Annotated in this window: 12 protein-coding genes, 3 pseudogenes and 1 riboswitch; of the genes and pseudogenes, 4 read left to right on the plus strand and 11 right to left on the minus strand. The window is 53.8% G+C overall.

Features of this window, described 5'->3' with window-relative positions; genetic code table 11:
• Positions 1 to 67 precede the first annotated feature (67 nt).
• The 3 genes and pseudogenes from IR141_RS13280 to IR141_RS01520 form a co-directional block, all read right to left on the minus strand.
• Positions 68 to 441 (minus strand): annotated as a pseudogene (locus IR141_RS13280) (hypothetical protein).
• A gap of 173 nt (positions 442 to 614) precedes the next feature.
• Positions 615 to 707: riboswitch (TPP riboswitch) on the plus strand.
• A 586-nt stretch (positions 708 to 1,293) separates the two neighbouring features.
• The gene (locus IR141_RS13285; protein ID WP_228068111.1) at positions 1,294 to 1,548 is read right to left on the minus strand and encodes a phage virion morphogenesis protein; all 255 of its coding nucleotides are present in this window, start codon (positions 1,546 to 1,548) and stop codon (positions 1,294 to 1,296) included.
• 338 nt (positions 1,549 to 1,886) lie between these two features.
• Positions 1,887 to 2,392 (minus strand): annotated as a pseudogene (locus tag IR141_RS01520) (minor capsid protein); the annotation flags it as partial.
• Between IR141_RS01520 and recA the strand changes: the two are divergent.
• The 3 genes and pseudogenes from recA to IR141_RS13295 all read left to right on the plus strand — a co-directional run.
• A pseudogene (gene recA, locus IR141_RS01525) lies at positions 2,388 to 2,672 on the plus strand (recombinase RecA); the annotation flags it as partial. The pseudogenes IR141_RS01520 and recA overlap by 5 nt on opposite strands.
• An 18-nt stretch (positions 2,673 to 2,690) precedes the next feature.
• Entirely contained in the window at positions 2,691 to 2,891 is a 201-nt protein-coding gene (locus IR141_RS13290; protein ID WP_228068112.1) for a hypothetical protein, read from the plus strand.
• Between the two features lie 23 nt (positions 2,892 to 2,914).
• The gene (locus tag IR141_RS13295) at positions 2,915 to 3,052 is read left to right on the plus strand and encodes a hypothetical protein (RefSeq protein WP_228068113.1); all 138 of its coding nucleotides are present in this window, start codon (positions 2,915 to 2,917) and stop codon (positions 3,050 to 3,052) included.
• Positions 3,053 to 3,803: 751 nt separating this feature from the next.
• Here the strand turns inward: IR141_RS13295 and uvrC are convergent.
• Together uvrC and IR141_RS01540 are read right to left on the minus strand one after the other, a co-directional pair.
• The gene (gene uvrC, locus IR141_RS01535; RefSeq protein WP_135033931.1) at positions 3,804 to 5,639 is read right to left on the minus strand and encodes an excinuclease ABC subunit UvrC; all 1,836 of its coding nucleotides are present in this window, start codon (positions 5,637 to 5,639) and stop codon (positions 3,804 to 3,806) included.
• A 226-nt stretch (positions 5,640 to 5,865) separates the two neighbouring features.
• Positions 5,866 to 6,294 (minus strand): EamA family transporter, encoded by a 429-nt coding sequence (locus tag IR141_RS01540; RefSeq protein WP_135033932.1) that lies wholly within the window; start codon positions 6,292 to 6,294, stop codon positions 5,866 to 5,868.
• A 377-nt stretch (positions 6,295 to 6,671) separates the two neighbouring features.
• Here IR141_RS01540 and IR141_RS01545 point away from each other — a divergent pair, with 377 nt between their 5' ends.
• Positions 6,672 to 8,348 (plus strand): formate--tetrahydrofolate ligase, encoded by a 1,677-nt coding sequence (locus IR141_RS01545; protein ID WP_135033933.1) that lies wholly within the window; start codon positions 6,672 to 6,674, stop codon positions 8,346 to 8,348.
• Between the two features lie 78 nt (positions 8,349 to 8,426).
• Here IR141_RS01545 and IR141_RS01550 read toward each other — a convergent pair whose 3' ends face one another.
• The 6 genes from IR141_RS01550 to nqrE all read right to left on the minus strand — a co-directional run bounded on the left by IR141_RS01550 (position 8,427) and on the right by nqrE (position 12,830).
• A complete protein-coding gene (locus IR141_RS01550) occupies positions 8,427 to 8,768 on the minus strand; it encodes a hypothetical protein (RefSeq protein WP_135033934.1) in 342 nt (113 codons plus the stop codon).
• A gap of 150 nt (positions 8,769 to 8,918) precedes the next feature.
• Positions 8,919 to 9,527, minus strand: a complete 609-nt coding sequence (locus IR141_RS01555; RefSeq protein WP_368665544.1) for a DUF192 domain-containing protein — start codon at positions 9,525 to 9,527, stop codon at positions 8,919 to 8,921.
• Positions 9,528 to 9,600: 73 nt separating this feature from the next.
• Positions 9,601 to 9,801, minus strand: a complete 201-nt coding sequence (gene nqrM / locus IR141_RS01560; RefSeq protein ID WP_135033935.1) for a (Na+)-NQR maturation NqrM — start codon at positions 9,799 to 9,801, stop codon at positions 9,601 to 9,603.
• 46 nt (positions 9,802 to 9,847) lie between these two features.
• Entirely contained in the window at positions 9,848 to 10,912 is a 1,065-nt protein-coding gene (locus IR141_RS01565) for an FAD:protein FMN transferase (RefSeq protein ID WP_135033936.1), read from the minus strand.
• Positions 10,913 to 10,997: 85 nt separating this feature from the next.
• Positions 10,998 to 12,221, minus strand: a complete 1,224-nt coding sequence (gene nqrF / locus IR141_RS01570) for an NADH:ubiquinone reductase (Na(+)-transporting) subunit F (protein WP_135033937.1) — start codon at positions 12,219 to 12,221, stop codon at positions 10,998 to 11,000.
• Positions 12,222 to 12,233: 12 nt separating this feature from the next.
• Positions 12,234 to 12,830, minus strand: coding sequence for an NADH:ubiquinone reductase (Na(+)-transporting) subunit E (nqrE, locus tag IR141_RS01575; RefSeq protein ID WP_135033938.1), 597 nt, complete (start codon positions 12,828 to 12,830; stop codon positions 12,234 to 12,236).
• Position 12,831 lies beyond the last annotated feature (1 nt).

Below are 12,831 nucleotides of genomic sequence, written 5' to 3' on the forward strand. Positions count from 1 at the left end.
ATATCATGCCAAAGCTCCGGAGTGGTAGCGGCTGTTTTGGTGTTCCAAAGTTAAAACGAAACTTACCTTATTTCAAAAACAAGTGAAAAAATTTCCGGTAAATTTTGTTACATTTGCGTAAGGCACAAGCTTGCTTTTTTTGGTGTGGTTTGCCATGACCGTATCAACCTTGCCGAAATGCTTGAGAATGCCGAAAACCACTACTTTGCCTGCCGCACTTTTTTACGCTTGCTGCCGAAGCAGTTCTCATCCAACCCTGCTGAGCCCTCAAAAAACTGATCTGTTTCCCAAGCTACATGATGGCTGATAATGAGACGGTTTGTGTAGTCAATAAAAAAGAATAGCCGTATTGGGCCGACTATCTAGAATGCCGGCAGCCGCATGTGCGGTGGCCTCCGGTACAAAATATCCAAGTCATTTTCTTGGATACTCTTTTGTTATCGTATGTTATATTCATTTTCGCAACCTGTCGCGATTGCCGATCTGCGTTCTCTCATTTAAATGAGATGCATGCAGACTTCAGTTATGCAAAATTTGGCCGATGTTCTGCTTTTGGTTTGGGTCGGTAGCCTAGACTTACACTTTTTTCGGTAATTTCATCATATTTATTTTTATTGAGTTAGTCGGGACGCTTCCTGGTGGGCGGCTGAGATACCCGTGAACCTGATACGGCAAATACCGGCGTAGGAAACTATAAATGGCAACCATTTTTTTGCAGCCGCGGCAACCGAGGCCGTCTGAAACGGCATGGGGTGCGGCTGTTTGTTTTCCTGCTCTGTTTTGGCAACAGCAAGGTTGCGAAGGAGTGGGGCTGTGTTGTTTTGTTATTTGACCAAAGATATAATAAAACTTACTTATCCCCAAATGGATGGAAGAAAATTTAATACAAAGGATTTATATTCAAACCTAAATTATTTTCTTACTATTGTTATCATTATTCTAATGAATTTGTTTGTAAAACATATGAAAAGTATAGGAGATAATATTGAAGCGAAAATTGAAACCCATTGAGATAAATATACAAGAGTCTCTGAGCTAAATGGAATTCAGCCAGATGGTGGTGGATACTATGGAATAGTGGACTTGAAACAATGTTACTAGTGAAATAAAGTGAACGGGCAGATTGCCCGTTTTATTTTTAAAGGCCGCTTTTGAGGGATTCGATGGCGGTGTCAATGAGTTTCTTTTCGGCACTGGGTTGGAGTCGGCCCGCTCCATTGATGGGTAAGCAGGGGTGTGTCGGAATGTTTACAGATTTTACTTTACGGAATCCTCCACCTGCAGCGGAAAAACTCAATATGGTTTCTTTTCGGCTTCGATTTTACCGCCGAAGTAGTGGATGGTGGCATATTTTTTACTACTGCCGATACGGGCAAAGTCGTTTCCGATCTGGGTGCTGATGCCGGCGGCGATCCGGCCGGATAATTGCAGGGTTTTGCCGCCGTTGTCGGCAACACGCCGGCTTCTCTTCCATTTTTGCCCACCCCAGCTTTCACTCTCAAAGTTGTCTTCCGTGAGTGAGACCATTTCGGTAGCGATGGCACGCATCACGGGGCGGGTGTCGGAGGCGTTTTTTCGGCAATCGGTCGGGGGGCGTGTTCGAATTCGCGGCCATCTAAACTGATCTCAAGCATTTTGTCCTGCTTGCCCCGGCATGACCCTCCGACCGCCTGCCGGCGTTTCGTTTTGCATGAATCCCTCAAATCTGAAGGCCGGTTGGGGCAATATGGGCAATCGGTAATACGGCCGAACCTGATGCGGGTATGGCTTGGTTAGCGGGTTTAAAATCGATGGCGGCTCTACGCGCCGGTTTGCCAAAAGCCCCGTCAGACCAATCAAAGTCAGAAGCTGCTGCTTTTTTCGGTTAACACCAAATTCAGCTATGTTTACCCTTTCGGTAAATCCAACCCCCAAGCCAGCGCGGCTTTGGGCAGGCGGTTTTGGAACATTTGTCTGCTGCCGGCTCTTTCATGGCGGTACGGGCGATGTCGGGGTGGGCGGCCCGGGCTTTTTCGGCAGCCACCCGCGTCATGCGGCTGAGCATGGCTTTTCCCTGATTGGCATTGAAGCCGGCGTTGGGGGCAACGAAGGTGCTGTTGATGCGGATGACGGTGCGTTGGGCATAGCGCGCTTCGCCGGTGTATTCGTTAGTGCCGATATCGGCTGTCGTTTCGAGTTTGGGGCTCGGCAGCACTTTGGCCGCACCGCGCGCTTCGGAGAGCGGTTTGACGCGGCAGCGGTAGTCGAGCGGCGGGTAAAGGGTGTGCCACACGGGGTCGGTGGCGGCATACACCTTGCCGTGCAGCAGGCGGTGGCTTTCGCGGGTGCACTCATCGTTTATGGCCACATACTCCCAATACGGGTGGGTGTCGGTGCTCTTCATCATTGTCGCCCCGCCTTTCCGACAAGTCGAATTTGATATTCTCTACGGCGAAGGCATCAGTTGGGAAGGCGAACTTGTGGATTTGGGCGTGAAATACGGCATCGTTGAAAAATCCGGCACATGGCATGCCTACAACGGCGCCAAAATCGGCCAAGATAAAGACAATGTGCGCGTGTGGCTGAAAGAAAACCCCACAGTGGTCGATGAAGTCGATGCCGCAGTCTGCACTAAAGCGGGCATCAACGTTCGGCATAGCGGTGGCCATGTAGGCCGACTGCATATTGGTTAAGTAGATGGTTTTGAGCCGGTGCGGGCTGCCGAGCGTGGCCGTCTGAAAGCCGCACAGCAGCGGCTCAACGGTGTCTATATCGAAAACGAGCCCTGGGAAAAATGCTTCAAACGCTACGACCGCGAGCATATCTTCTTCTATGCCGACCCGCCGTATTGGCAGCTTGCAGGCTATGACCGCGCCTTGATTGGGCGCAGTATGAGCGGCGGGCCAAAGTGATGGCGGAGAGTAAAGGCAAAGTTATGCTCTCCATCAACGACCACCCGGATATTCTCGAGCTGTTTAAGGATTTCAGCATCACCCGTTTGGAGCTGGCGTATTCGGTCGGCCGCGACAAAACGCAAAAGACCAGCGGCGAGCTGGTCATCTGCAATGACTGAACGGGGTAAAATTCCCGATATCGGGAATTTTGCCTTACCGGGCGACCAAAACCGCAATCAAGCCGTGCAGGTATGGTGTGGTTTGCGGCAGGCCGGTTTCCCGGGCAAGGCGGCGATCGAAAGTCCATGCGGCTCCACTTGCCGGTTTCTGCCGTTACCGCTTCTTGACGGCTCAAGCCGTTGTGCAGGCCGTTTAAAACATCATCTGCAAAATGACGGCCGTGGCGGCTGTCCAAAAACAAAGCCACGTCTTCAGCGTGTTCGCGGGTAGCTTTGCAAATTTCGCTCACGGCCAGTTTCCAAAACTCCTGCGGGGCGTGATGCAGGCCGATGGTGCCGAAAAAGCCGTAGTCTTCATTTTGAGGGGCGGGGATAATCATGATGTTTTTCCTTCGGTGTTTGTTTATTCGATAAACACATGATGCCGTACTCTGCAAAAAGAGCCCAGCAATCCCAGCACGTAGTTTCGGATGATACAAAAAATCCTGCCTTTGTGTGGCAGGATTTGAAACAATGTTGCACGGTGTGAAACAAAATCAAAAACGCTTTATCTCAAAAATCGAGCCGATTTATCGCGGCTTCAAGAGAGACAGGCAGGTAATATGCCCCTATTTTCAATGGATCGGCTATCGTTTGATAAATTTTCATGTGCAGGTGGTTTTCAGGCGGCTTTTTTCAGGCGGACTTGGGCTCATGGGCGTGGTATGGAGGCCGTCTGTAATTAAACGATGGGGGCGGATATCTGCCGGTTTTAATGCAGGCTGTCGTAGATTTTTTCGGCGAGTGCGCGGCTGATGCCTTCTACTTGCGCGAGATCTTCTACGCTGGCGGCGGTGATACCGCGCAGGCCGCCGAAACGGGTGAGCAGGGCTTGGCGGCGTTTGCTGCCGATGCCGGGAATGCCGCTCAATGAGGAGGTGATGCGGGCTTTTTCGCGTTTTTTGCGGTGGCCGGTGATGGCGAAGCGGTGGGCTTCATCGCGCACGGTCTGTAAAAGATGCAGGGCGGGGCTGTGGGGCGGAAGGCGGAAGGTGCGGCCGGAAAAGGGCAGAATCAGTTCTTCCAGGCCGGCTTTGCGTTCAATGCCTTTGGCGATGCCGACCAGCGGAATGGTCAGCCCCAATTCTTCCCACACTGCTACTGCTACGTTGATTTGGCCTTTGCCGCCATCGATTAACACAGCATCGGGCCATTTGACGCTTTCGCCGTTGGCTTGGGCTTCGGCCATTTTGCTGTAGCGGCGGGTGAGCACTTCGCGCATGGCGGCGTAGTCGTCGCCTGCTTTGGCGGTGGTGATGTTGTAGCGGCGGTATTGGGAGGGTTGGATGTTGTTTTCATCGTATACCACGCAGGAGGCAACGGTGGCTTCGCCCTGGGTGTGGCTGATGTCGAAGCATTCGAGCCTTTGTAGGCCGTCTGAATCGATTTCGAGTATGTGCGCGAGTGCTTCGGTGCGGTTTTGCCGGCTGCTGTGTTGCAGGTGGTGTTGGTTGATGGCGATGCGGGCGTTTTGCTCGGCCATTTTCAGCCACACTTTGCGCTCTCCTATGGTTTTGGTGATGAATTGAATTTGTCTGCCGTGTTCTTGGTTTAAGGCCGTCTGAAGCACTTGGGGCAGGGGAAAGTTGCTGATGATGACATCGGGCTTGCTTTTTCCTAAATAATGTTGTGCGATAAAGGCTTCGGCGTAGTCTTGGCCGTTGGGTTCGGGGTCGTGGCGCACATCGGGAAAGAAGCTTTTGTCGCCCACGTGCCGCCCGCCGCGTATGCTCACCCAATGGATGCACACGCTGCCGCCCTCCACGGCCAGTGCCAGCAGGTCGATATCGTTGGGGCTGTCGGGGTTTTTGCTGTCGATAAACTGTCGGCTCTGCACCAGGCCGAGTGCTTGAATCTGATCGCGGTAGCGGGCGGCTTCTTCAAAGTCGAGCCGTTCGGCAGCCTGCTGCATTTTATGGTGCAAAACTTGGGTGAGCTCGCCGGTTTTGCCGTTGAGAAAGGTTACGGCTTCGCGCACGCAGGCCTGATAGTCTTCTCGACTGATGTGGCCGGCGCAGGGGCCGGAGCAGCGGCGGATTTGGTAAAGCAGGCAGGCGCGGTCGCGGTGTTCGAACACGCTGTCTTCACAGGTGCGCAGACGGAATACTTTCTGCAACACCTGTATGCTGTCGCGCACGGCGTAACCGTTGGGGTAGGGGCCGAAATATTGGTTGGTTTTTTTGAGCGTGCCGCGGTAATAGGCCATCTGCGGGAAGGCGTGGCCGCTGAGCATGAGGTAGGGGTAGGATTTGTCGTCGCGGAACAGAATATTGTATTTGGGCGAGAGGGCTTTGATTAAATTATTTTCGAGAATCAGCGCCTCGGCTTCGGAGCGGGTAACGGTGGTTTCGATGGTGCAAACTTGCTTCACCATCAGCGTAATGCGCGGCGAATGGCCGCTTTTTTGAAAATAGCCCGAAACGCGCCGTTTCAGATTGACGGCTTTGCCCACATAAAGCACCCGGGCGTTTTTATCGAGCATACGGTATACGCCCGGCAGGTTGGGCAGGTTTTTCAGAAAAATATCCAGATCAAAGGTTGCAGACACGGCGGAACAATCGGGTTTTCAGACGGCCGGATTATAGTGGATTCAATGAATTTTCGGTATCAGGCAGCAAGCCGGAGACACTGCAAACAGTACGGAACCGATTCTGTTGCCGCTTTAGCGGTTTACAAAATCGTTCTCTTTGAGTTAAGGTGCAGCAACGCTGTAACGGGGTAAGTAGATTCGCTATATGCGGGAAAAGGCTGCGGTCGGTGCTGTCTCGGCCGCCTCAGTGTTTCAATGTCAGCACCAGCACGCCCGCCGTTACCAGCCCCAAACCCAGCCATGCTTGGGCGGATGGGCGTTCGTCTAAAAACACCGCCGCCATCAGCGCCGCCAGCACCAGGCTGAATTTGTCCGCCGGCGCCACCTGCGAAGCATTGCCCAACTGTAAAGCCTTGAAATAGGCCAGCCACGATGCGCTCGCGGTCAGGCCGGACAACACCAGAAACAGCCGGTTTTTACCCGTGAATCCGGCCGCATTCTGCCATTTTCCCGTGTAGCTCAAAAAAGCCGCCAGCGCGGCGATAATCACCAATGTGCGGATAAAGGTGGCGAAGTCCGAATCGATGCCTTGCAGGCCTGCTTTGGCGAAAATTGCCGTGAGCGCGGCAAAACAGGCCAAAGCCAATGCCCAGTAAAACCATGAATAAGCCATTGCGGCACCTTTTGTGAAAACAGGGTAAAACCCGATAAAAGCGATACGGCACGGCCCTTTTGCCGTGCCATAGTGAATTTGTAACCATCAGCACAAGGCGGCGTGGAGCGGGCAATATAAGCGGCACGGTGTATTTTCAAGCGGATTGGAACGGGCGGTATTTATGCCGTTGCTGCGGTTTAGTTTATTGTGTTTCACCGTGCCGGCGGCGTTTCAGACGGCCTGAAGGGCAGATGGGCGGCAAAAATTGCAGTATAGCAAGCGCGCTGCGGCAAGGCCGTCTGAAAGTTTTGTCTGCAAGCGGGCATTATTTCGCCGTTACACCTATTATAATAATAACGCTGTTTCATTGTTTACAGGAAAGTCAGGAGCGCACCATGAGTTACAAAACCGATGCTGAAATCGCCCAATCCGCCACCATGCGGCCGATAGTCGAAATCGCTGCCAAAATCGGCCTGAAGCCCGAGCAAATCGAGCCGTACGGCCATTATAAAGCCAAAATCAACCCTGCCGACACCGCCGCACTGCCGCCCAAACAAGGCAGGCTGGTGCTGGTTACCGCCATCAACCCCACGCCGGCCGGCGAAGGCAAAACCACCGTTACCATCGGCTTGGCCGATGCACTCAACCGCATCGGCAAACAAACCATTATCGCCCTGCGGGAGCCTTCGCTGGGGCCTGTGTTCGGCGTGAAAGGCGGTGCGGCGGGCGGCGGCTATGCGCAAGTGCTGCCGATGGAAGACATCAACCTGCATTTCACCGGCGATTTTCACGCCATCGGCGCGGCCAATAATCTGTTGGCGGCCATGCTCGACAACCATATCTATCAGGGCAATGCGCTCGATATCGACCCCAAGCGCGTATTGTGGCGGCGCGCGGTTGATATGAACGACCGCCAGTTGCGCAATATTATCGGCGGCATGGGCAAGCCGGTTGACGGGGTGATGCGCCCAGACGGTTTCGACATCACCGTAGCCTCCGAAGTGATGGCGGTGTTCTGTCTGGCCAAAGATTTGGCCGACCTTAAACAGCGTTTGGGCAATATTTTGGTTGCCTACGCCAAAGACGGCAGCCCCGTTTATGCGCGCGATCTCAAAGCCCACGGCGCGATGGCGGCCTTGCTGAAAGATGCCGTCAAACCCAATCTGGTGCAAACCATCGAGGGCACGCCCGCGCTGGTGCATGGCGGCCCCTTTGCCAATATCGCACACGGCTGCAATTCGGTGATTGCCACCCGCACTGCCCGCCACCTCGGCGATTACACCGTAACCGAAGCAGGCTTCGGCGCGGATTTGGGCGCTGAAAAGTTCTGCGACATCAAATGCCGCCTTGCCGGTTTGAAACCCGATGCCGCCGTGGTGGTGGCCACCGTGCGCGCGCTCAAATACAACGGCGGCGCCGAACGCGCCAAACTGGGCGAAGAAAACCTGGGTGCGCTGGAGAAGGGCCTGCCCAACCTGCTCAAACACATCGACAATCTGAAAAACGTGTTCGGCCTGCCGGTGGTGGTGGCACTCAACCGTTTCGTGTCCGACACCGATGCCGAGCTGAAAATGATTCAGACGGCCTGTGCGCAGCAGGGTGTGGAAGTGTCGCTGACCGAAGTGTGGGGCAGGGGCGGGGCAGGCGGCGAAGATTTGGCGCGCAAAGTGGTGGAAGCAGTCGAAACCCGGCCCAACCATTTTCAGTTTGCCTACGATACCGGGCTGCCGGTTCAGGAAAAAATCCGCACCGTTGCGCAGAAGGTTTACGGTGCCGCCGGTGTCGAATTCAGTGCCGAAGCCGCTGCCGAAATCGCTTCGCTCGAAAAACTGGGCTTGGACAAACTGCCTGTGTGTATGGCCAAAACCCAATATTCACTCAGCGATGATGCCAAACTTTTGGGCAGACCCGAAGGCTTCACCATCCATGTGCGCGGCATCACCGTGTCGGCCGGTGCAGGCTTTATCGTTGCCCTGTGCGGCAATATGATGAAAATGCCCGGCCTGCCCAAAGCGCCTGCTGCCGAAAAAATCGATGTGGACGAAAACGGCGTGATTCACGGCCTGTTTTAAACCATCGGATTGCATTGCTTGAAAATCAGGCCGTCTGAAAAACAGTTTTCAGACGGCCTGTTTATTATCCCGATAAAATCAGATGGTAAAATAGATTGAATTGAATAAAGGCAAAGATTGGGCTGCAGAAAACATTGCCGAACGTTTGAAAATCACACAGTCTTGCCCTGCTTGGTAGGGGCTGTGTTGTTTGCATCCCGCCGCGTTGTAATGATGGTGAGCGGTGGCTGTCAGCATGCCTATCCGCTTTATATTTATTCCGCTACGGCATTGCGACAGTTTGCGGTTTTTTATAGAAAAATAAATGCAAACCGGGATAGGTTTTAGAGCGTCTCTTTTCATTTCCGTTACAGCATTGCTGCGTTTTAGTTCAAAGAGCGATTGTGCAAGCCACTGAAGCGGCAACAGAGTTGGTTCCATACTGTCTGCGGTTTTGCCTTGTGCCGAAATGAAGGGGTTCACGATAGCCGGGGTTTTTGGGCCGCTTTTTGTTTCGGGGTGGGTAAAAGTTTCAGGCCGTCTGAAAAATAATCCCGCCCCGTGCAGGCAGACGCGGCCTGTGCAGCGTTGTTAGCGCATTTGCTGAAACAGCTGCCCCTGCACATCTTCCAACCGCATGCCGGGGTGCACGCCGTGGCGTTTGAAGCAGCCCCGGTGCATTTCAAGCACATAGGCAACGGGCTTGGTTGAGCAGTGGTTTTGCCCGCTAAACGGCTGCATATCGGCCAAATTGACGATGGTGCCGTCTGCCGCCACAAAAGCCGCCGTTAAAGGCAGGGGTGTGTTCTTCATCCAAAAGCATTGTATGGCCGTTTGCGGAAAAACAAACAGCATACCTTCATCGGCAGGCATGTCTGTGCGGTGCATCAGACCGGTTTGGCGCCGGTGGTAGGTGCTTGCCAGCTGCCCTCCATGTAGGCTTTGCCGGCCTGCAAGCGGGTGTGCGGCAAATTTTTTGCGGCACGACTGTGGCAACCGCTTGCGCCCGGGCAGGCGGCGGCTACTGCTGCAGAGGCCAGCATGCAGGCGGCAAGCCCTGCGATGCGTGCATAGCCCTCCGGGGTTTGGAGGAACAGGCTTTGCAGGTTTTTGTATACATGGGAAGCTGCCCGTCTCTATCTTGAATGCAATATGTACCGAACAGCGGCTGAAAGCTTCCTGCACAGCCGGCAGCCGCACGGTTGGGGGTGGGGGGATTATAAGAGCCTGTTTGCTGTTTCGGTGCAGGTTTGCGGCGTTTGGCAACGCTATGTTACGGAGCCGCTTTTTGCTGTTTGGCCGATTCGGCTTTGCGGCGCGCGCACGGTGTGTCGCAATCGCAGACTTTTTCCATGCCGAGTGCGGAAATGCCGCCGCAACTGCCTTTGATTTCGCGGCGAGTGAATATGTAGCCCAGTGCCATGCCGAGAATCACCAGCAGAAAAAAGCAGAAGGTGATGAAGAAGATTGTCATGGTGTGATCCTTTTTGTGGGGGCTTTGTTATGGCCTTTGCAGGCGGCTATTTTACTATTTCTTTGAAAGCGGGGGACATTTCGGTTTTAAAACCATCGGCGGTTTTGATGATCAGAAACACCGCCCAACGGTTTTTTTCGGCAATGGCCAGCGCTTTTTCTTCGCCTAACACAAAAAGGCCGGTGGCGAGGCCGTCGGCGGTAACGGCGTTGTCGGCCACCACGCTCACCGAGGCCAGATGATGGCGGACGGGCTGTTTGCTTTCGGGGTCGATGATGTGCGAAAGCCGCTTGCCCGCTGCGTCGGTGCGGAAGTTGCGGTAGTCGCCCGAGGTGGCAAGCGAGCGGTTGTTTAACGGCACAATAATTTGCGCGGCCTGCTGCCGGGCAAACTGCGGCTGCTCGATGCCCACGCTCCAAGCTTTGTTGTTTTGATTTCTGCCTCTGGCGCGCAATTCTCCGCCGATTTCGACCAGATAGTTTTCGATGCCGGCGTTATCGAGATACTGCGCCAGTTTGTCCACGGCGAAGCCTTTGGCAATGGCAGACAAGTCCAGATAACCCCCATCGGCCTGTTTGCTTAAATAGGCGTTGTTTTCAGACGGCCTGTTGGTTTCCAGCCGGATTTTGTCTATGCCCACCTGCTGTTTTGCGGTGCTGATTTGTTGGGCAGTCGGCGCACGGATCACGCTTTTGTCCGGCCCGAATCCCCACAGATTCACCAGCGGGCCGATGGTTACATCGAGGCCGCCTTCGGTGAGGGCGTGCAGGCGCAATGCTTCCTTAACCACGGTGGCAAAGTCGGCGGAAACCGCCATGCCTTCGCCGGCTTTGAGGCGGTTGAAGCGGCTGATTTCGGAGCCGGCCAAATAGGTGGACATCTGCCGGTTGATTTCCTGCAGAATCTTGTTGCAGCCGGCTTGGATTTGTTGCGGGTCGGGCAGAGGCCCTTTGGAATCGGCAAGGTATTTGACCGTGTAGGTGGTGCCCATGGTTTCTCCGCTCACGGTGGCTGTTGTTGGTGCCGGTGCCCCGCCGCAGGCGGAAAGGGCACCCAGCGTAACCAGCAGCCCGAGCAGCCGGAGAATAGATTTTTTGGTATGGCAAAGCATGGTGGTTTCTTTAAGGTAGAAAAATGATACAGGCCGTCTGAAATATTTTCAGACGGCCTGATAGGTTTGCTGCCGTATGGCAACTTTAGCCGCCGAAGTCGTCTAACAAGATGTTTTCGTCTTCCACGCCTAAATCTTTCAGCATTTTAATCACTGAGGCATTCATAATCGGCGGGCCGCACATATAGAATTCGCAGTCTTCCGGGGCTTCGTGGTTTTTGAGGTAGTTTTCATAAATCACGTTGTGGATAAAGCCGGTGTAGCCGTCCCAATCATCGCCGGGTTGCGGGTCGGAAAGGGCAACGTGCCATTGGAAGTTGTCGTTTTCGGCTTGCAGCGTGTTGAAATCTTCCACATAAAACATTTCGCGTTTGGAGCGGGCACCATACCAAAAACTGATTTTACGCTTGGATTTCAAACGTTTGAGCTGGTCGAAAATATGCGAGCGCATCGGAGCCATGCCCGCGCCACCGCCGATAAACACCATTTCGGCATCGGTGTCTTTGGCGAAAAATTCGCCGAAGGGGCCGGAAATAATCACTTTGTCGCCGGGTTTGAGCGACCAGATATAAGACGACATTTGGCCGGGCGGCACATCGGGGTTGTTGGGCGGCGGGGTGGCAATCCGCACATTGAGCATGATGATGCCTTTTTCTTCGGGATAGGAAGCCATCGAATAGGCGCGGACAATCGGCTCGTTTACTTTGGAAACATAGCGCCACAGGTTGAATTTGTTCCAATCTTCGTGATATTGCTCGGGAATGTCGAAGTCTTTATAGGCCACAGTGTGCGGTTCGGCTTCGATTTGGATATAGCCGCCGGCGCGGAAGGGCACTTCTTCGCCTTCGGGAATCGCCAGTTTCAGCTCTTTGATGAAAGTGGCCGTGTTGTCGTTGGAAATAACGGTGCATTCCCATTTTTTCACGCCGAACACTTCCTCGGGCAGGGCGATGTCCATATCGCTCTTCACATTGACCTGGCACGACAGCCGGCAGCCTTCTTTGGCTTCGCGCTTGCTGATATGGGAAAGTTCGGTGGGGAGAATGTCGCCGCCTCCGCTTTTGACCACCACTTTGCATTGACCGCAGGAACCGCCTCCGCCGCATGCGGACGACACGAAAATGCCTTTGCCCGACAGCGCGCCCAGCAGTTTGCCGCCGGCTGGAACAGTGATGGTTTTGTCATCTTCACCGTTGATGGTGATGGTGATGTCGCCCGAGCTCACCAGTTTGGATTTGGCCAGCAGAATCATCACGGCCAAGGCCAAAATGATGACGGTGAACATCACGATGCCTAAAATGATTTCCATGCGCGCCGCTCCTTATAACTGTATGCCGGAAAATGACAGGAAACCCAAAGCCATCAGGCCGGCGCTGATAAACGTGATGCCGAGTCCGCGCAGCCCTTTGGGCACATCGGCGTATTTCAGTTTTTCGGTGATGCCGGCCAGCGCCACAATCGCCAGCATCCAGCCCAAGCCCGCGCCGGTGCCGTAAACGATGGATTCGGTGAAGTTGTAGTCGCGCTGAACCATAAACGACACGCCGCCGAAAATGGCGCAGTTTACCGTAATCAGCGGCAGAAAAATCCCCAACGCGTTATAGAGTGCGGGAAAGTATTTGTCCAAAACCATTTCCAAAATCTGCACAATGGCGGCAATCACGCCGATAAAGGTGATAAAGCGCAGAAAGGTTAGGTCTACACCCGGCATGAGGGCACCGTCTTTCAGCACCAGTGAATAGACCAATTGGTTGGCCGGCACCGAAATCGCCAGCACCACGGTAACGGCTACGCCCAAACCGAAAGCGGTGGAGATTTTTTTGGATACGGCTAAAAACGTACACATGCCCAAGAAAAAGGAGAGCGCCATATTTTCGATAAATATGGATTTCACAAAAATGCTCAGATAGTGTTCCATG

The organism is Neisseria sp. 19428wB4_WF04, assembly GCF_015235335.1.
GTDB classification, from domain to species: Bacteria; Pseudomonadota; Gammaproteobacteria; order Burkholderiales; family Neisseriaceae; genus Neisseria; species Neisseria musculi.

Coding starts and splice junctions, on each gene's coding strand:
- IR141_RS13285 (WP_228068111.1), bottom strand. CDS start 1,548: ATGCGTGCCATCGCTACCGAAATGGTCTCACTCACGGAAGACAACTTT.
- IR141_RS13295 (WP_228068113.1), top strand. CDS start 2,915: ATGCTCTCCATCAACGACCACCCGGATATTCTCGAGCTGTTTAAGGAT.
- IR141_RS01540 (WP_135033932.1), bottom strand. CDS start 6,294: ATGGCTTATTCATGGTTTTACTGGGCATTGGCTTTGGCCTGTTTTGCC.
- IR141_RS01545 (WP_135033933.1), top strand. CDS start 6,672: ATGAGTTACAAAACCGATGCTGAAATCGCCCAATCCGCCACCATGCGG.
- IR141_RS01550 (WP_135033934.1), bottom strand. CDS start 8,768: ATGGAACCAACTCTGTTGCCGCTTCAGTGGCTTGCACAATCGCTCTTT.
- nqrM (WP_135033935.1), bottom strand. CDS start 9,801: ATGACAATCTTCTTCATCACCTTCTGCTTTTTTCTGCTGGTGATTCTC.
- IR141_RS01565 (WP_135033936.1), bottom strand. CDS start 10,912: ATGCTTTGCCATACCAAAAAATCTATTCTCCGGCTGCTCGGGCTGCTG.
- nqrF (WP_135033937.1), bottom strand. CDS start 12,221: ATGGAAATCATTTTAGGCATCGTGATGTTCACCGTCATCATTTTGGCC.
- nqrE (WP_135033938.1), bottom strand. CDS start 12,830: ATGGAACACTATCTGAGCATTTTTGTGAAATCCATATTTATCGAAAAT.